This window comes from Streptomyces huasconensis, assembly GCF_021028635.1.
Classification (GTDB): Bacteria; Actinomycetota; Actinomycetes; order Streptomycetales; family Streptomycetaceae; genus Streptomyces; species Streptomyces huasconensis.
In genome coordinates this window covers 684,507-701,735 of the sequence record NZ_CP086119.1, presented here as the reverse complement: position 1 = coordinate 701,735, position 17,229 = coordinate 684,507, and the positions used below count along the sequence as shown (strand labels likewise).

Here is a 17,229-nt window from a genome sequence, read left to right as displayed (position 1 = left end):
AATGGCGCGGATCGTCGGCACGTGGGTCGGGCCGGAACGCCGAGGGTGTGCCGCGATGACGGTGCTGTTGGACCGGCCGGACACATGCGGTCTTCGTTCGGCGGCCGGGGGCACCCCCCGGCCCGATGGCCGGGTCGAGGGGTGACCCGCGGTCCGGGCGTGGCCAGAACTACGGTGCGGTCGCGGGGAGTTCAGCCCTGGCGTCAGTTCAGGTGTCAGCGCCGAGGTCAGTCCTGGTGGACCTCGTTGCGGCCCGGGCCGCCGGAGAGCGTGTCGGTGCCCGTGCCGCCCCACAGAACGTCGTCACCGCTGTTGCCCCACAGCGTGTCGTTGCCCGCCTCGCCGTACAGCTTGTCGTTGCCCTTGCCGCCGTACAGGGTGTCGGCGCCGTCCTTGCCGTGTAGGACGTCGTTGCCGTCCTCGCCGTGCAGCGTGTTCGCCTCGCCGGTGCCGGTCAGGGAGTCGTTGCCGGGACCCCCGAAGCAGTCCTGGCTGCAGCGGGTGAGGGTGTCGTTCCCGGCGTCGCCCCACGGGCCGAAGCCGAACGGGCCGCCGCCGCCGTCGAGTCGGTCGTCGCCGTCGCCGCCGTGCAGGAGCGCGGACTCCGACGCCTTGATGACGTCGTTGCCCTTGCCGCCGTAGATCCCCGCCCAGGCCTGGCTGTGCGGCGCGAGGGTCGCGGTGTCGTTCTCGTCGCCGAGGTCGACGTCGTAGCTGTCGGAGTCGTCCGAGTTCTCCGGGATCTTGACGGCGCACCGTACGGCGGTGCGGTCGCCCTCCTCGGGGTACGCGCACTCGTCCCACTCCGCGGCGTCGGCGGAGATGGAGATGTCGTACCGGTCGTGGAAGGTGAGGACGTAGTAGGAGTCGTGCTCGCCGCGGTGGTCGATCGCTTCGTCGACTGTCAGCGTGTTCTGCTGGCCGGGTGCCGCCTTGTACCACAGCTCGCCGTCCGCGACGACGACGGAGGCGGTGGCCTGAGCGGTGGACGCCGGGGCGGCCTGGGCCGCCGACGCCGTTAAGCCGGCCGTACCGAGAGCCAGGGCAAGTGCGGCGGCGGTGCTGGTGGCGGCTGCGATGGTCCGGTGCATGCGCATGCGGAAGTGACCCTTCAAGGCGTACGTGGGCAGTGGTGCTTCTGGTCACCCGGTTAGACAGGAGGCCCGGGAACGGAGTTGCCCGGCGGCTCATGAACAGCGGCGGACAGCATGGTGACCGGAACGTGTCGGCGCCTGAGATGCCGTACGCGCGGAACACGTACCAGAGGCAGCACGACGCGGGGTCGCGGCCGGTCCCCTGTTCCAGCCGCGACCCCGCGCGTCGGGGCGCCCACGTGGGTCACGAGCCGCAGCAGCCCTCCGCCGGGGCCTCTTCGGCGGCCGCGCCGACTGCTGCGGGGGCGTCGAACAGGCCGGCTCCACCGCAGACCCCCGTCTCGGGCAGGGTGAGTTCGACGCGGTCGGCGGACGCGAGGTCACCGGCGATCGCGGCGGCGACCGAGCGGACCTGCTCGTACCCGGTCATCGCGAGGAAGGTCGGGGCGCGGCCGTAGGACTTCATGCCGGCCAGGTACACGCCCCGCTCCGGGTGGGACAGTTCGCGGTGGCCGTGCGGGTAGACCGTGCCGCAGGAGTGCTGGTTGGGATCGATCAGCGGGGCCAGCCCGACCGGCGCCTGGAGGCGCTCGTCGAGGGTGAGGCGCAGTTCGTCCAGAAAGGTGAGGTCGGGGCGGAAGCCGGTCAGCACGATCACCTCGTCGACCGGCTCCAGGCGCCGCCCGTCCTCGCCCACCAGGACCAGAAGGCCGTCGGCGGCGCGCTCGATCGCCTCGGTGCGGAAGCCGGTGACCGCGTCCGCGTGGCCCTCGTCGACGGCGGCCTTCGCGGCGAGGCCCAGCGCGCCGCGGGCTGGGAGCTGGTCCGCTTCGCCGCCGCCGAAGGTGGAACCGGAGATGCCCCGGCGCAGGACCCACACCCCCTTCGTACCCGCGCCGTCATCGGATGTCGCGAGGTCGGCGAGGCAGGCGAGGGCGGTGAAGGCGGAGGCACCCGAGCCGATGACGGCGGTGCGCCGGCCCGCGTACCGGGCGCGCACGGCGGGGTCCGTCAGGTCGGGGACGCGGTAGGTGATCCGGTCGGCCGCGGCCTTCTCGCCGAGCGCGGGCAGGCCGCTGCCGCCCGCGGGCGACGGCGTGGCCCAGGTGCCGGAGGCGTCGATGACGGCGCGGGCGAGGACCCGCTCTTCGTGGCCGTCGGCATGGGCGACGTGCACGACGAACGGCTGCTGCTCCCGGTCGGCGTCCACGACCCGGTCCCGGCCGCTGCGCGAGACGCCGGTGACGGTGGCGCCGAGGCGGACGCGCTCTCCCAGGACGTCGGCGAGCGGCTGGAGGTACCGCTCGGCCCAGTCGCCGCCCGAGGGGTAGGTGGCCGGGTCGGGCCGTGTCCAGCCGGTGGGGGCGAGGAGCTTCTCGGCGGCCGGGTCGACGACCTCGCCCCAGGTGGAGAACAGGCGCACGTGCGACCAGTCGCGCACCGCGGCACCGGCGGTGGGCCCGGCTTCCAGGACCAACGGGGTGATGCCCTGGTCGACCAGGTGGGCGGCGGCGGCCAGGCCGGTGGGACCGGCTCCGATCACCACGACGGGCAGCTCGGCGGTGACGGACGCTTGCATGGCGACTCCTTGCGTGTTTCGACACCTGTCGATGGCTGGCGCGGCCAGCATGGCACCTGCTTCGATACCCGTCAACATAGACGTGTGTCGAAGCTGAGGGGCCTTCCCGTCCGACTGGTTCGACGTGTGTCAACATAGACGTATGTCGAACGCCAAGGCGCTGCCCTTGCTCTCGCCTGATGTTCAGGGCGTGGTGCCGTGCTGCCCGCCGCTGACCGAACGCCCGATGGACGCCGAGGAAGCCGAACGGGCCGCGCGGATGTTCAAGGCGCTCGGCGACCCGGTGCGCCTGCGGCTGTTCTCCGCCGTCGCCTCGCACGAGGGTGGCGAGGCGTGCGTGTGCGACATCTCCGACGTCGGCGTCTCGCAGCCCACGGTCTCCCACCACCTGAAGAAGCTGAAGGAGGCCGGGCTGCTCACCTCCGAGCGGCGCGGTACGTGGGTGTACTACCGCGTGGAGCCGTCGGTGCTGGCCGCGATGGGCCGACTGCTGACGCCGCCCGCTGAGGCCTGAAGGCCGACGAGGCGGGGGCCAGGCGCCACGCGTCCAGCTCACAGCCGTACGGCAAGCCCGGCGGTTGTCGCAGGACGGTGGCAGCGGCTAGCCGCGCAGAAGGTGAGCGATCTCCCTGGCGGCGTCCCGGGCTGTGCGTCCCACGCCGATCACGGTGGCCGACGCAGGGCCGGTCCAGTCCCCGTACCCGATCAGGTGCAGACGCGGCTCGTCGAGCGCGCGCGTTCCCGCGGTGCGGATGTGCCCGCGCGTGCCGCGCAGGTGCAGCGGGGCGAGAGGGGCGAGCGCCGGGCGGAAGCCGGTGCACCAGATGATCACGTCCGCGCCGGTCCCGCTGCCGTCGGCCCACCGCGCGCCGTCGGCGGTGAGCCGGGAGAACAGGGGCTTGGCGGCGAGGAGACCGGCGTCACGGGCGGCGCGGACCGGGGGCACGGCCACGATGTCGCCGAGCGAGGCCACCCCGCCGGTGTCGTCACGGCCTGCCGCGAGCGCGTGGCGGCGGGCGGTGGCGACGTCGAACAGGGCGCGGCCGTCGATGTCGTCGGCCAGGAACCGGGGCGGGCGCCGGGTCACCCAGGTCACCTCGGCGTGGCCGTCCAGGGCGAGGTCGGCGGCGATCTGGGCGCCGGAGTTCCCGCCGCCGACCACAAGGACGCGCTGCCCGGCGAAGTGGGCCGGCGAGCGGTAGTCGACGGTGTGCAGCTGCCGACCGGTGAAGACGCCGCGGCCGGGCACGGCGGGGAGGAAGGGCCGCGACCAGGTGCCGGTCGCGCTGATCACCGCGCGGGCCCGCCAGGTGCCGGAGCCGGTCTCGACCCGGAGCCGGTCGCCGTCGCGGCGTACGGCGTCCACGCGGACCCCACGCTGGACGGGCAGGTCGTAACGCTTCTCGTACTCGCTGAGGTAGTCCACCACGTGTCCGGCGTCCGGGTACGTTTCGCCCGGCTGGGCGGGCATGAGCCGCCCGGGCAGCGAGGAGTGCTCCGCGGGGGAGAACAGGTGCAGCGAGTCCCACATGTGCTGCCAGGACCCGCCCGGCGCGGGACCGGCGTCCAGAATGACGAAGTCGAGGCCGCGCCGCCGCAGGTGGTAGCCGGCGGCGAGCCCCGACTGGCCGCCGCCGACCACCACCACATCCGCGTACTGGGTCATGGGGCCGTCGTCACCGCGTCGGCGGTGAACTTCCGGCGCCAGGCGAGCGCGACGTGGACCAGGCCGATGAGGACCGGCACCTCGATGAGCGGCCCGACGACGCCGGACAGGGCCTGGCCGGAAGTGACACCGAAGGTGGCGATGGCGACCGCGATGGCCAGTTCGAAGTTGTTGCCCGCCGCGGTGAACGCCAGCGTCGTGGTGCGGTCGTAGGCCAGACCGAGGCCCTTGCCGAGGAGGAAGGTGCCGAAGAACATGATCGCGAAGTAAACCAGCAGCGGCAGCGCGATCCGGGCGACGTCCAGTGGCTGGGAGGTGATCGTCCTGCCCTGGAGGGCGAAGAGGATGACGATCGTGAACAGCAGCCCGTAGAGCGCCCACGGGCCGATCCTCGGCAGGAACCGCTGCTCGTAGCGGTCGCGGCCGAGCCTCTGCTCGCCGAGGCGGCGGGTGAGGAAGCCGGCCAGCAGCGGGATGCCGAGGAAGATGACGACGTTCAGCGCGATGTGCCAGACCGACACCTCCAGGCCTTGGCCGTCGCCGAGGTTCAGCAGGCGCGGCAGCAGGTCGAGGTAGAACCAGCCCAGCAGACCGAACGCGAGCACCTGGAAGACGCTGTTGAGCGCGACGAGGACGGCGGCGGCCTCGCGGTCGCCGCAGGCGAGGTCGTTCCAGATGATGACCATGGCGATACAGCGGGCGAGGCCGACGATGATCAGGCCGGTGCGGTACTCGGGTAGGTCCGGCAGGAAGATCCAGGCCAGCGCGAACATCACCGCGGGCCCGACGATCCAGTTGATGACCAGCGAGGAGACCAGCAGCCTGCGGTCGCCGGTGACGCGGTCGAGCCTGTCGTAGCGGACCTTGGCGAGGACCGGGTACATCATGACCAGCAGGCCGAGCGCGATCGGCAGGGAGATGCCGCCGATCTCGATCCTCGCGAGCGCGTCGTTCATGCCCGGAACGAGGCGGCCGAGACCGAGGCCGATGCCCATGGCGAGCAAGATCCATACGGCGAGGTAGCGGTCGAGGGTGGAGAGCTTCCTGACGATCGAACCGTCCCCGGCCGGGCCGGTGCCCTGGGGGGAGGCGGTGGTCGGCTCGGCGGAGGTCACGGGCAGGCCCTCTTGTTCTCGGCGGCGGTACGGGCGGAGGCGGCCAGCTCGGCGAACTGCTCGGAGAGCCCGGCGAGGACCTCGGCCTTGAGCCTGTAGTAGGTGAAGCGGCCGCACGGCTCAGTCTCGACCAGCCCCGCCTCGCGCAGCACCTTCAGGTGGTTGGAGAGGTTGGTCTGCTTGGCTCCGGTCTCCTCGACCAGGTGCGTCGTGCAGAGCGTCTCGCGCGCCAGCAGGGTCGCGATCCTCAGGCGGAGTGGATCGCCCAGCGCCCGGACCACATCAGGATCGACTGAAGTCAGCATACGCTGATATTGTCACATCACCGCCTGCTGATACCACCGTCCACTGATGCAGGCGGGGGCTCCACTGATACAGGCGGGGGCTGAAGTCATCGGCGGCCGGGTTCCGCCCTGCGACGAGAGAGAACGATCACCATGGCCGACAAGCCGTCCGTCCTGTTCGTCTGTGTCCACAACGCCGGCCGCTCCCAGATGGCCGCCGCGTGGCTGACCCACCTGGCCGGCGATCGCGTCGAGGTCCGCTCGGCCGGCTCCGCCCCCGGAACCGCCGTCAACCCGGCCGCTGTTCAGGCCATGGCCGAGGTCGGCATCGACATCTCCCGGGAGACGCCGAAGCTCCTCACCGTCGACGCGGTGAAGGAGTCCGACGTCTGCATCACCATGGGCTGCGGCGACACCTGCCCCGTCTTCCCCGGCAAGCGCTACCTCGACTGGAAGCTGGAGGACCCGGCCGGCCAAGGAGTCGAGGCCGTCCGCCCGATCCGCGACGAGATCAAGACCCTGGTCGAGGGCCTGATCGCCGAGATCGCCCCGGCGCGGCCGGAAGCGAGGGCGTGAACGAGACGCGCGACGCCGCCCAGATGAATACCTGCTGTGCACGACATCGAAGGACCCGTCTCAGTCGACCGCACCGGTGACAGGCAGCTCACCGACCCGTACGTGCCGACGGGACGGGCGGTTGCCGGGTGACGACGGCGGAGCCGCCCTCGGCCTGGCACTCGAAGTCGTAGAGCAGACAACTCGCCTCCGGCGACGGGGCGGTGCTCGGCCCGGCCGACTCCGACTTGTCGGCCGACTTGGTCGAAGTGGCCGACTTGGTCGGTTTGGTCGGCTGGGCGGAGGGCGGGCGGGACGAAGCGGGACCGGGTGCCGTACTGCCGCCGAACACCGCGATCGTGGCGACGACGGCGCCCACGATGACGAGGACGGCACCGACGACGAGGCCGACGGTACGGCCGGCCGATGGGGGAGCGTTCAAGGCGATCCTTCCGTGCGGGACAAGGGAACGCCGGACGATGGACGGCGGGCGAGGCGCGCGTCGCCGACAGACATGGGCCAAGAGTGGCGGCCGGGAGGGCAACTGCGCCACCATGCCGCGATGTACGGGGCGCCGGTACGGAGTGGGAGGCGCTCGACGTCGTCGCTGACCCGGGCCCACCCGGCACCGCCGCACCGCCTCGTCCGGGTCAGTCCACGATGATCCCCGGACCGCAGTGCTCGTGGTGCCAGTCCGGGGCCACCGGGTAACCGCAGTGGCAGTTCGGGCCAGGTCGGTTCGCCCCGGGCGCGCCGGGCCAGGGCGACGATCAGGGGCTGGCGCTCCAGCCAGGACGCCGCGTCGTCGCCGGCGGTCAGGCCGAGGGCCTCCGGCGGCACGTCGAGCCAGGCGGCGAATTCGTCCGCGAGGCGGCTCTTCCCCTGCCCGCCGGGGCCGTGCGGCCACGTCGCCGAGAGGCGCGGCCCGGGGGAGTCCCGCCAGGCGGCCAGCTCGGCGCGCTCCCGCTCCCGTCCGGTGAAGTCGACCAGCCGGTAACGGGCGTTGAGCATCCGGCTGGGCTGGTCGAGCAGCCAGGTGCCGTCCGGCACGGGGACCGCGGGGCGCTCGCCGAGCAGGTAAAGGGGACCACGATCGGGGAAAACATGCAGGTCGGCGCCGACGACGCCGTACCCGAAGCCGCTCTCCACACGGATCGTCTGGTGGACGGCCGCCTCTGCGACAGGGGCGGGCGGCAGCGCTGCACCGCCGTCCGTGGTGGCCCGCCGTCCCGGCCGGGTGCCCTCGTCAGCCCCTGTCACCGAGCGGCCCCACCAGTGCCTTCACTTCCGGACTCCCGTTCGCTTTGCGGCGTTCGGCGGTCCGGTCCGTCACCGACTCGGCGCCGTGGTGGTGGTTGACGATGTTTCCGCCCTGTACCAGGCATGCCCTCCCGGTGTCCCGTACGACGACGTCCTGTACCCACTTCGGCTCGCTGTTCCCGGCGGGCCGGATCTCCTCGACCAGGGCCCGCAACTCCTCGGCCGCGGCCGGGTCGCGCTGCAGCAGCGAGCGCAACTCGCGGTGCCACAGGGGAGCCGGCCACCGGTCGAGGAGGGCTCCAGGTCACGCGAGGGGGCCAAGAACCCGCACGAGGGTGACAACGACCTGACGGTCAAGGACACCGTTCAGGCCGGCCGGGCAATGCGCCGCCCGGGCAGGGGCGCGGACGTGGTCGTATCGGCGGGGAGCGCGTGCAGGTGGGGGCGGACGGTGGTCAGGGCGCGGTGGAGCGTGTCGAGGGCACTGCTCAGGGCGGTGTGCTCCGCCTCGGGCAGACCTTGCAGGGCCTGGTGGAGAAGGTTTTCGCGGCCTTCGCGGACGCGGGCCAGGCGGACGCGGCCGGCCGGGGTGAGGGTGAGGGTGACCTCGCGTCCGCTGTCGGGGTGGGGGTGGCGCTGGACGAATCCGGCGGCCTGGAGGCGGTCGATGAGGCGACACACCGAGGGCGGGGAGGCGCCGAGCCGGTGGGCGAGGGTGCGCATGGGGATGTGGTCCTGGCCGTCGATGACACCCATGGCCCGCAGCTGCGGAGCGGGCAGCAGCGGGTTGGGGGCGTCGTGGCGGCTCTGCTCGAAGAGCAGGTCCAGCAGTTCGGCGAGGCGGGCCGTCCGGTGGACGGTGTGGCGAGCGTGGTCGGTGCACTCGGTCATGGCGATACCCGTCCGAGGAACGGGTTCCTCATCATGGTGGCTGGGGCGGTCAGGCGCTGCTCTCCGGTTGCGTGGGCCGCGGCGTCGGTCCGGACGGGAGAGCGGCGGACATGGCCTCCTCCGACGGTTGACGATAGGCCCTTTCCTGGGAGCGGTGCTCCCCATTGTCGCCACTGGCCGCTTCGGGATCGAGATAGGCGAGCGCGCCGGTCAGCTCCAGGACCCGGTCCACGGGTGCGGGGCGGGCGTCGAGACGCAGGGTGACGTGGGCGGCGGTGGTGCGCCGATGCAGCATCAAAAGGGCGGACAGGCCCATGGAGTCCATGCCTTCAAGGCCCGCGCAGTCCAGGTGCAGAGCGGTGGCGTGCGGCCGGTCTTCGAGGTGCCGGGACGTCTGGTCGAGGAACTCGTCGGCGCTGTCGTAGCCCAAATACCCGTGCACGGCGAGCTTCAGCACCTGGACATCGGCGCCTGCGACGGCCTCCAGACGCAGGGGCGGTCCGAAGCGGTAGGGCGTCGTCATGCCTGCTCCCGGGCGAGGCGGCCGCCGTGCGGCTGGGCGAGACGGTCGGTGGCCTGGGCGAGCATTCCGGCGGCGCGGGGAAAGTCCTTGAGTTCCTCACCCAGGATGTCCAGGGCGGGGATCAGGGAGCGGGCGGGCACACCGCGGGCGGTGAGGATCTCGGCTGTCCAGGTCAGGAACGTCGTGAACAATTCGGGGTCGTCGGTGTAGAGGGCGGTGGCGAGGAAGTCGGTGATGTGCGCGATGTCCTCGGCGGTGTGTCCGCGCTGGGCGGGGGTGTAGGCGCGCATGGCGGGGAAGCGGTCTTCGAGCCCGGCCATCACCGTGCGCACCAGCCGGCTCTTGGTGCGGGCGACCATCGTGTACTCCTGGTCGTCCAGGTGCGGCAAGTCATCGATGGGCTGGTGCGCCTGAGCGGGGCGCTTCAGCGGTCCCTGGTCGAGCCGGTCCGCCGCCGCCTTCGCGTCGGGTGCCCACGCGTCCGCGCCCAGCAGGGCCGCGTACTGGCCGTGTCGCCCGAAGGCGGCTCCGCCGACGAGGACGGGGGTGCCGGTGGCCTGGACAGCGGTGATCGCGGCGTGCGCGGTGGGAAGCCGGGTGGCAATGGAGCTGGAGAGCGCCACCAGGTCGGGCCCCGTCTGATGGATGTGTTCGATGAGGTGGTCGGTGGTGACCTGGGCGCCGAGGTGGTCCACCGTCCAGCCGCGCAGCTTCAGGACTTCGGACAGCAGCCGGGCGGGCAGCCCGTGCCACTCGCCGTCCACACACGCCACCACCACTCTGCCCTTGCCCGCCGCGCCGGTCCCGGCGGCGCCGGCGGTGCGATGGGACAGAGCGGCGATGGCCCGGTCGTTGATCGCGGAGGCGGCGTGCTCCTGGGCCACGGTGAGCCGGTTGGCCGCCCACTCCTCACCGACCCTGCGCTGCACCGGGGCGATCAGCTCCAGCAGCACCTCCTGTGCGGGCAGGCCGTGTTCGAGCGCGTCGAAGACGGTGCTGGTCGCGGCGTGCTCGTCGCCGGTGGACACCGCTTGCCACAACAGGTCCTGCGGGGACAGGGAGAGGGTGCGGTGCGTCATGCGGTGAACCTGCCTTTGGTGTGTCCGCCCACCATGCTCAGGTGATGGGACTTCGGAGCGGCGATGACCATGACCGCCATGTCGTCGTGCTGGCCGGAGCCCACCCACTGCGAGGCGAGCATCTGTACGTGCTCGACCACGGCTTCGCCGGGCATCCCCGCACACCGCGACAGCGCGTCCTGGAAGCGTTCGTCGCCGTACATCTCCTCGTCCAGCGGCCCGCCCTTGGCCTCGGTGAACCCGTCGGTGAACAGCACACAGAAGTCCCCCGGCGCCAAGGTCTCGCACACAGTGGTGGCAGGGGCCCGGGGGAACGCGCCGACCAGGGTCCCGCGGGACGCGCTCTCCTCGACGGAGCCGTCCGCGCGCACGATCAGCGCCGGAGGATGCCCGGCGCTGGTCACCCGCAACCGCACCGCCCCTCCTTCCCGCACCGCCGACACCAGTACCAGGGTGGCGAAACGGGTGTGGTGGGAGTTCAGCAGGGCTCCGTTGAGCAGTTCCAGCATCCGCTGGTGGTCGCCCGCCATCGGCAGCAGGGCGTGCAGCGTGTTGCGGATCTTGCCGGTGAGCACGGCCGCCTCCAGGCCCTTGCCGCTCACATCTCCGAGCACCGCGAAGGAGGGCTCGCCCTCGGCGCCGGCGGGGTGGACGTCATAGAAGTCGCCGCCGATCCGCTCGCGGTCCTTCGAGGGCCGGTAGCCGCCGGCGAACTCCACGCCGGCGACCTGGTGCAGCACCGGCGGCAGCAGCTCCCGCATCAGCACCTTTGACACCGACGACTGCTCCGCGTACATGCGGGCAGCGGACATCGCCGCCCCCGACCGTGCGGCGAAGAGGCGGGCGAACACTTCCTCCTCCTCGCTGAAGGCGGGTTCACCGCTGTGACGCAGCAGGACCAGCGCCCCCGCGGGCACGCCGTGTCCCGGCAAAGGGGTGACCACGATCGAGCCGACCTCGCCGAAGCCCTCGGGGATCAGCCACTCGGGGGCGGTCACCGGATCGATCCAGCGGGAGGGCACCGGCGGGAAACCCTGCAACGCCTCGGCCAGGCCGGGGACTTCTTGCGGGTCGATCTCCCACTGGTCGCGCACCGGCTTCTGCCCGCGTACGCAGGTGACCACCGGCAGTCGGCAACCGCTGCCGGGCGCGATCACGAGGGCGGCGGCCGAGAGGTGCTCGGCCGCGAGCTGCGCGGTGACGTCCATGCACCGCTCCAGATGAAGAGAGGACAGAAGAGCGTTGGACGCCTCCGCCAGGAAGGCCGTCCGCTCCTGCTCGATGTGCAGGGCCTCGCGGGCGAGCCGGTTGTCGGTGTCGTCCACCAGCCACCACACCACGTCCCCGTCGTCCTGCGCCGTGGGATGTGCCTCGTACGATCTGCCCGCGACGTATCCCGACACGACCGTGTTCGCGCCCCGTGCGTCCGCTGCCGCTCTCTGCTCGTGGGCGTCCGCCAGCCATGCAGCCGCACAGTCCGCCAGGGAAAGCCCCGGGGCCGCGGCGGGGAAGAGAGCGAGGGCGTGATCGTTGGCGTGCCGCACCGTGCCCGAGCGGTCTACGATCAGGACGGGGCAGGGCACGGACGTCCACGCCAAAGACGCCGGAGCGGTGGTGCTCGCAGCGTGTTCTTCTCGTGTGGAAGTCACAAGCAGCAGGGCCCGCGAAGCGAACCCCTCACCTCAATCAGTCGGAAACCGTTGTCGTACGACAACAGTCCACCACCGCCTCCGACTGTGGCAAGCCGCCCCCTGGCCGCATGCCCCCACAGGTGCGGAAAACGCCCTCCCATGCGCCGAAGCACACCGGAACATCACATCGAGCCGCCCGTCACCGGGCAGCCGCGTGGAAAACGCCCAGGTCAAGCCCTGGCATATTCCAACCGGCCCGACAAGCGGGGCCCGAGGCTCCGCACGGTCGCCCATTCGTGAAGATGCTGCGAAGAGGCCGCCACGCACGGCTGGGACGCCATCTGGTGCGCCCGCGAACGCCTCAGGGCGCGATACGCGCTGCCGCGTCCGTAGCGGGCCATCGGGCAGCTGACCCGAATACACGCACGGACCAGTCGGCATGCACTGCGCGACAACAGCCCACCACAAAACACGTGCATGGTGAAACCACATGCGAGGGGGACCTGCGGAGCCTCGGTGTCGTCGCGCCGCACCCGCCCCCGCGCGACCCGAACGGACTGAAGAGGAAACGCCGTGCTCAAAAGGACTGGTTTCGCACTGGTTTCGATCACCGCCGCGACCGCACTGCTGGCCCCGTCGGCCGCCACCGCCTCGGCGACGACCGGCCCGGACGGAAGGGCCACGGCGGTCGCCCGAGGGGTCCAGCCCGCGGCCAAGAGCAGCATGGCGGCCCAGCAGAGCTGGCCCGTCATCGACTGGGACATCACGAACATCACCGCGGGCCGGGGCGAGCACGCGACGCGCTACTGGAACCTGATCGACGCACTGCACCAGAACAGCTACGGCGACGCGACCAACACCGGCAGCGGGCTGGTCCAGCAGACCACTCGCAACACCAATCGGCTGATCGAGGTGCGGGTACGGAACGAAGGACGTGACCTCGTCTCCGTCTACCTGTGGGCCGACAACCTCTATGTCGCGGGTTTCTACTCGCCCGGCGCGGGCATCCACTGGGCCTTCCAGGACGGCCGCCAGCAGCAGTTCCAGCAGGACCTGGGCGTGCCGGTGCGGTTCATGCCCCGCAACGGCAGCTATCTCAGTCTCAACGGCGGTACCTCGCGCGAGAACCTCTACCTCGGGTCCACCAACATCTTCAACGCGCTCTACGACCTGCACAACGTCCGCGAGTGGAACGAGACGCGCGTGGACCGGGGCATGCTCATGGCCATCACCATCTTCTCGGAAGCCGCCCGCTTCGGCCCGATCTTCAACCGCGTCTACGGCAACATCAACGGCTTCACCAACTACCAACTGAGCCGTGACTACGCCGACATGGAGAACCAGTGGGGCGCCCTGTCCCGAGCCGCCCACAGCTGGCGCCAGGGCCGCCCGGCGACGGTCCGCCTGATCGGCAACAACGTCACGAGCTTCGACAGGCTGCGCCAGGTGGTCGGCTTCGTGGAACTGCACGGCTCGGAAGCGCTGCTCTAGGGCGTGGTCCGCGTGCTCGATGGCCACCGGCAGATCCGCGACGTGCGGTGCCAGGCGCTGTCGCAGATCCTCGAACCGCTCGGGCCATCGGGGATCGTGGTCACCGATCAGGATCACGTGACTCGGCGGGCAGGAAGGTCACCTGCGGCGCGCCTGTGCGGGGGTGGACGGTGACCTCGCTCGCGACCCCGTACACCTCCTCCAACAGCCGCGGGGTGAGGACCTCCGCGGGCGCCCCCGAGGCGGTGACCCTGCCGTCGCGCAGGACGTAGAGGCGGTCGCAGTAGTACGCGGCCAGGTTGAGGTCGTGCAGGGCGACCAGGACCGTGGTCGGCAGTTTTCGCAGGGTGCCGAGGACCTGCAGCTGGTGTCGGACGTCGAGGTGGTTGGTGGGCTCGTCCAGGACGAGGAGGGACGGCTGTTGGGCGAGGGCGCGGGCGATGAGCACCCGCTGGCGTTCGCCGCCGGAGAGCCGGTCGAAGGGGCGGTCGGCCAGGCCGGTGGCGTCCACGGAGGCGAGCGCCGTTTGGATCAGGGCCGCGTCCTCGGCGGTGTCCCCGTCGAGCAGTCGTTTGTGCGGGGTGCGGCCCATCGCGACGACCTCCCGCACCGAGAGGTCGAAGCCGGCGCCCGACTCCTGCACGACGGCCGCCACCGTACGGGCGAGCTGTCGCACCGGCAGGGACCAGGCGTCGGTGCCGTCGACGCTGACCCGGCCGGTTTCGGGGCGCAGGACGCGGTAGACGGCGCGCAGCAGGCTGGACTTGCCGCTGCCGTTGGGGCCGACGAGGCCGATGACCTCGCCCGGACGGGCGGTCAGGGAGACGTCCTCGACCAGCCGATGGGCGCCGGCGGTGAGTGTGATGCCGGTGATGACGAGTTCGGTGGCGGTCATGCTGTGCCTCGCTCGTCGGTCCGGCGGGCGCTTCGGCGCATGAGCCACAGGAAGAACGGGCCGCCGCACAGGGCCGTGAGCACGCCGACGGGTATCTCCAGGGGTGCGGCGACGATGCGGGCGGCGATGTCCGCCCAGATGAGGAAGACCGCGCCGCCGAGCGCGGCCGTCGGCAGGACGCGGCGGTGGTCGCCGCCGACGAGGAGCCGGACGGTGTGCGGCAGCATCAGGCCGACGAATCCGATGGGACCGGCCGCGGCGACCAGGACGCCGGTCACCAAGGACAGCAGGACGAACATCCGCGCGCGGAACCGGGCCACGTCCAGGCCCATCGTCGTCGCGGCCTCCTCGCCGGCCAGCAGCAGGTTCAGGTTGCGGGCCTGCGCCATGAGGACCCCGGTGCCGAGGAGCAGGGCGGCGCTGGGGAGCCAGAGGGTGTCCCAGCTGACCCCGCCGAGGCCGCCGAGGGTCCAGGCGAGGACGGCGCGGGCTTCGTTGCCCCGGTCGGTGGTGAGGAGCAGCAGGTCGAGTACGGCGGTGAGGACGGCGGCGATGGCGACACCGGCGAGGACCAGCCGCGTGGAGGTGATCCGGCCGCCGGTGCGGGCGGTGGCGTAGACGAGGAGAAGGGCACCCAGCGCGCCGGCGAACGCGGCGACCGACAGGGACACGGGGCCGAAGAGGGTCACCCCGAACACGATCACCGTCACGGCGCCGAGCGAGGCGCCGGAGGAGACGCCGAGCAGGTAGGGCTCGGCGAGCGGGTTGCGGATCAGGGCCTGCAGTGCGGTGCCGACCACGGCGAGGCCCGCGCCGGCCACCGCGCCGAGGAGCACCCGAGGCGCGCGGACGTCCAGCACGATGGTCTCGCGCGCGCGGGACCAGCCCGGCTCCGCCCCGTCGGCGCCCAGCGCCTGCGTGACGATGCCCCACACCTGGCCGGGCGGCACCTGGACGGAGCCGATGGCAAGGCCCGCCATGACGGAGAGCACGAGGAGGACGGTCAGGGCGGTGAGGGTGACGACGAGGCCCGGGCCTGTTCTGCGAACGTCCCTTTGGCCTCCTCTTACGGTCCGCTCGGCGCCGGTTCCCGTGTCGGTGGCGGAGGCCGTCACCCGAAGCTCTTGGGGTGGATGCCGCGGGCCAGGTCCTCCACCGCGTACGCGGAGCGCACGCCGACCAGGGTGGCGGTCAGGGGCAGCACGACGAACCGCTTGTTCCTGATGGCGGGCACGTCCTTGAGAGCGGGCTGCGCGAGCAGGAATTCCTTCTTCTGCTCGATGCTGCCGGCGCCGGCGTAGTCGTAGATCGCGATGACCTCAGGCTTGCGCTCGACGACTTGTTCCCAGGAGACGTCACCGAAGACGTCGTCGAGGTCGGCGAAGACGTTCTTGCCCCCGGCAAGCCGGATCAGTTCGGTGCCGAGGCTCTTGCCACCGGCGGTGAAGGCGGTCTTGTCGCCGCTGTCGTAAACGAAGACGGGCACGTCGGGCTCGTCCGCGACGGTCTTCGCGGCCTTGTCGACCCGGGCCTTCAGGTCGGACACCAGCTGGTCCGCCCGGTCGGACACGCCGAAGATCTTTCCGACGGTGCGGATCTCCTCATACGTGTCGTCCATCGTCACCCGCTTCTTTCCGCAGTACTCGCGGTTGAGGTGGGTGTCGATGCCCGCGTCCCGGAACGCCTTGCGGGAGCGGCCCTCCTTCTCGTCGAAGGCGCTGCCGTAGCCGCCGTAGACGAGGTCGGGTTCCTTGTCCAGGACGGTTTCGAACGACGGCTCCTTCTTGGCCAGTTCCGGAAGGGACGCGAAGTCCTTCGCCAGTTCGGGCAGGACGGCGGAGTCCGGGAAGGCGGTGCCGGCCATGCGGTCCTTCAGGCCGAGGGAGAGCATCAGCTCGGCCGGGTGCTGGTGGATGGTGACGACGCGGGACGGCGGCTTGTCATACGTCGTCTTCACGCCGCAGTTGTCGATGGTGACGGGAAAGCCCGCCGCCCGGGAAGCCGTTGCCTTCCCGTTCCGGGCGGTGTCCTGCGACGAGCCGCATCCGGCGGCCAGCAAGGCCGCGCACAGGGCGAGGGCCGCGGTGCAGCGGGCCCCGCGCTTGCGGACAGGGGTGAACAACGGGGGACGGGTGTGCACGTGAAGCCTCCTGGGGAGTCCGCGCTCCTCGGATCGGGCCCGCGACAGGCCAGTGTCCTGACTCCCGGATCGACGCTCCCCTTGCCTTCCCGCGTGGCGCGCAGTGGCATGCCGAAGGGTGCACTCCCCGGTCACAGTGGCGGGACCGTGCCGGATTCGCACCGGCTTCCTGTTCCCCGTCGCGGTGATGACCTGGTGATCCTACGATCTGCCGGGCGCCGCTCAAAAGGGCGTGCGGGCCCCTTCGCACGCCCCCCCCCCGGGCCTCGCTCACTCCTCCCGGACCGCCCGCAGCACCAGGCGCTCGGCGTCCTGGTCGTAGGGGCGGGCGTCGAACCCGCCGAACACCTCCACCCGGCCGAACCCCGCCTCCTCCACCATGTGCCGCAACTCCACCGCGCTGTACACGAACCACACCAGGGTGGCCCGCGTCACCCGCTCGCCGCGGACCAGAACCCAGTCGCTGCGCAGCCGCGCCCAGTCGTCCAGCACGGTGTCGGTCTGCACCAGCAGGTCATCGCCTCGCTGGACCACCTTCGGCGGAGTGACCTTGCGGGCCAGCAGCTCCTTTCCGGCGAGGTCCAGGACGAGGGTGCCTCCGGGCGCCAGGGAGGTGTACATGGTGCGCAGCATGCGCGCGTTGTCGGCGGGGTCCTCGAAGTACCCGAAGGAGGTGAACATGTTGAGGACGACATCGAAGGCGCCCGGTGGCTCGTAGTCGCGTGCGTCGGCCCGCACGTATGTGACCCGCACCCCGGAGTCGGCCGTGTGTTTGCGCGCCCGGTCCAGCATGGCCGGGCTCAGGTCCACCCCGGTGACGTCGTGGCCGCAGCGTGCGAGCGGGACCGTGAACACGCCGGTGCCGCAGCACAGGTCCAGCACCCTGGCACCGGTGGGAAAGGAGAGCAGGGGAGAGGTCGCCAGCAGTTCCTCGGCCTGCGCGTGGCGCTGCTCGGAGAAGAGGAAGTCGTGGAACTCGGTCCAGAAGTCATCGTCCTGGAAGCCGCCCGTTCGTGCCATGCGGTC

Annotated in this window: 19 protein-coding genes and 1 riboswitch; of the genes, 3 read left to right on the top strand and 16 right to left on the bottom strand. The window is 71.5% G+C overall.

Annotation, left to right across the window (positions count from 1 at the left end; all coding sequences use genetic code 11):
* Positions 1-227: 227 nt before the first annotated feature.
* Together J2N69_RS03075 and J2N69_RS03070 are read right to left on the bottom strand one after the other, a co-directional pair.
* Positions 228-1,097: a calcium-binding protein gene (locus J2N69_RS03075; RefSeq protein WP_230899329.1), complete on the bottom strand. Its 870-nt coding sequence runs from the start codon at positions 1,095-1,097 to the stop codon at positions 228-230.
* 241 nt (positions 1,098-1,338) lie between these two features.
* Positions 1,339-2,673: an NAD(P)-binding domain-containing protein gene (locus J2N69_RS03070; RefSeq protein WP_230899328.1), complete on the bottom strand. Its 1,335-nt coding sequence runs from the start codon at positions 2,671-2,673 to the stop codon at positions 1,339-1,341.
* Between the two features lie 142 nt (positions 2,674-2,815).
* On the opposite strand from J2N69_RS03070, the gene J2N69_RS03065 reads away from it, so the two are divergent.
* Positions 2,816-3,187 carry an ArsR/SmtB family transcription factor gene (locus J2N69_RS03065; protein ID WP_230899327.1) on the top strand — a complete coding sequence of 124 codons (372 nt, stop codon included), beginning with the start codon at positions 2,816-2,818 and terminating at the stop codon, positions 3,185-3,187.
* Between the two features lie 87 nt (positions 3,188-3,274).
* Here the strand turns inward: J2N69_RS03065 and J2N69_RS03060 are convergent, their stop codons facing one another.
* Genes J2N69_RS03060 through J2N69_RS03050 form a run of 3 tightly spaced genes read right to left on the bottom strand, consistent with a single transcriptional unit; the run spans position 3,275 to position 5,759 of the window.
* On the bottom strand, positions 3,275-4,339 hold the full coding sequence (locus tag J2N69_RS03060) for an ArsO family NAD(P)H-dependent flavin-containing monooxygenase (protein ID WP_230899326.1): 1,065 nt from the start codon (positions 4,337-4,339) through the stop codon (positions 3,275-3,277).
* Positions 4,336-5,454 carry an ACR3 family arsenite efflux transporter gene (gene arsB / locus J2N69_RS03055; protein ID WP_230899325.1) on the bottom strand — a complete coding sequence of 373 codons (1,119 nt, stop codon included), beginning with the start codon at positions 5,452-5,454 and terminating at the stop codon, positions 4,336-4,338. The genes J2N69_RS03060 and arsB overlap by 4 nt, the downstream gene beginning before the upstream one ends.
* On the bottom strand, positions 5,451-5,759 hold the full coding sequence (locus J2N69_RS03050) for an ArsR/SmtB family transcription factor (RefSeq protein WP_230899324.1): 309 nt from the start codon (positions 5,757-5,759) through the stop codon (positions 5,451-5,453). Before J2N69_RS03050 ends, arsB begins: the two co-directional genes overlap by 4 nt.
* 132 nt (positions 5,760-5,891) lie before the next feature.
* On the opposite strand from J2N69_RS03050, the gene J2N69_RS03045 reads away from it, so the two are divergent.
* Positions 5,892-6,314 (top strand): arsenate reductase ArsC, encoded by a 423-nt coding sequence (locus tag J2N69_RS03045; RefSeq protein WP_230899323.1) that lies wholly within the window; start codon positions 5,892-5,894, stop codon positions 6,312-6,314.
* A gap of 88 nt (positions 6,315-6,402) precedes the next feature.
* Here the strand turns inward: J2N69_RS03045 and J2N69_RS03040 are convergent, their stop codons facing one another.
* The 7 genes from J2N69_RS03040 to J2N69_RS03010 all read right to left on the bottom strand — a co-directional run bounded on the left by J2N69_RS03040 (position 6,403) and on the right by J2N69_RS03010 (position 11,644).
* Complete coding sequence (locus J2N69_RS03040) at positions 6,403-6,735, bottom strand: hypothetical protein (RefSeq protein WP_230899322.1); 333 nt, start codon at positions 6,733-6,735, stop codon at positions 6,403-6,405.
* Complete coding sequence (locus J2N69_RS03035) at positions 6,732-7,553, bottom strand: ATP-binding protein (protein WP_230899321.1); 822 nt, start codon at positions 7,551-7,553, stop codon at positions 6,732-6,734. The genes J2N69_RS03040 and J2N69_RS03035 overlap by 4 nt, the downstream gene beginning before the upstream one ends.
* Positions 7,540-7,809: a hypothetical protein gene (locus J2N69_RS03030; protein WP_230899320.1), complete on the bottom strand. Its 270-nt coding sequence runs from the start codon at positions 7,807-7,809 to the stop codon at positions 7,540-7,542. The genes J2N69_RS03035 and J2N69_RS03030 overlap by 14 nt, the downstream gene beginning before the upstream one ends.
* Before the next feature lie 110 nt (positions 7,810-7,919).
* Positions 7,920-8,444 carry a MarR family winged helix-turn-helix transcriptional regulator gene (locus J2N69_RS03025; protein ID WP_230899319.1) on the bottom strand — a complete coding sequence of 175 codons (525 nt, stop codon included), beginning with the start codon at positions 8,442-8,444 and terminating at the stop codon, positions 7,920-7,922.
* Between the two features lie 49 nt (positions 8,445-8,493).
* The gene (locus J2N69_RS03020) at positions 8,494-8,967 is read right to left on the bottom strand and encodes an STAS domain-containing protein (protein WP_230899318.1); all 474 of its coding nucleotides are present in this window, start codon (positions 8,965-8,967) and stop codon (positions 8,494-8,496) included.
* A complete protein-coding gene (locus tag J2N69_RS03015) occupies positions 8,964-10,046 on the bottom strand; it encodes a cobalamin B12-binding domain-containing protein (protein WP_230899317.1) in 1,083 nt (360 codons plus the stop codon). The genes J2N69_RS03020 and J2N69_RS03015 overlap by 4 nt, the downstream gene beginning before the upstream one ends.
* On the bottom strand, positions 10,043-11,644 hold the full coding sequence (locus tag J2N69_RS03010) for a PP2C family protein-serine/threonine phosphatase (protein WP_408056668.1): 1,602 nt from the start codon (positions 11,642-11,644) through the stop codon (positions 10,043-10,045). The genes J2N69_RS03015 and J2N69_RS03010 overlap by 4 nt, the downstream gene beginning before the upstream one ends.
* A 606-nt stretch (positions 11,645-12,250) precedes the next feature.
* Between J2N69_RS03010 and J2N69_RS03005 the strand changes: the two genes are divergently transcribed.
* Positions 12,251-13,168 carry a ribosome-inactivating family protein gene (locus tag J2N69_RS03005; protein WP_230899316.1) on the top strand — a complete coding sequence of 306 codons (918 nt, stop codon included), beginning with the start codon at positions 12,251-12,253 and terminating at the stop codon, positions 13,166-13,168.
* A 100-nt stretch (positions 13,169-13,268) separates the two neighbouring features.
* Here J2N69_RS03005 and J2N69_RS03000 read toward each other — a convergent pair whose 3' ends face one another.
* From J2N69_RS03000 to J2N69_RS02985, 4 genes are all read right to left on the bottom strand, one after another.
* Entirely contained in the window at positions 13,269-14,063 is a 795-nt protein-coding gene (locus J2N69_RS03000) for an ABC transporter ATP-binding protein (protein ID WP_230899315.1), read from the bottom strand.
* Positions 14,060-15,178, bottom strand: coding sequence for a FecCD family ABC transporter permease (locus J2N69_RS02995; protein WP_230899314.1), 1,119 nt, complete (start codon positions 15,176-15,178; stop codon positions 14,060-14,062). Before J2N69_RS02995 ends, J2N69_RS03000 begins: the two co-directional genes overlap by 4 nt.
* Positions 15,175-16,203: an ABC transporter substrate-binding protein gene (locus tag J2N69_RS02990; protein WP_230899313.1), complete on the bottom strand. Its 1,029-nt coding sequence runs from the start codon at positions 16,201-16,203 to the stop codon at positions 15,175-15,177. Before J2N69_RS02990 ends, J2N69_RS02995 begins: the two co-directional genes overlap by 4 nt.
* A gap of 30 nt (positions 16,204-16,233) precedes the next feature.
* A riboswitch (cobalamin riboswitch) is annotated at positions 16,234-16,430 on the bottom strand.
* Positions 16,431-16,473: 43 nt separating this feature from the next.
* Positions 16,474-17,223 carry a class I SAM-dependent methyltransferase gene (locus J2N69_RS02985; protein ID WP_230899312.1) on the bottom strand — a complete coding sequence of 250 codons (750 nt, stop codon included), beginning with the start codon at positions 17,221-17,223 and terminating at the stop codon, positions 16,474-16,476.
* Between the last annotated feature and the right edge of the window lie 6 nt (positions 17,224-17,229).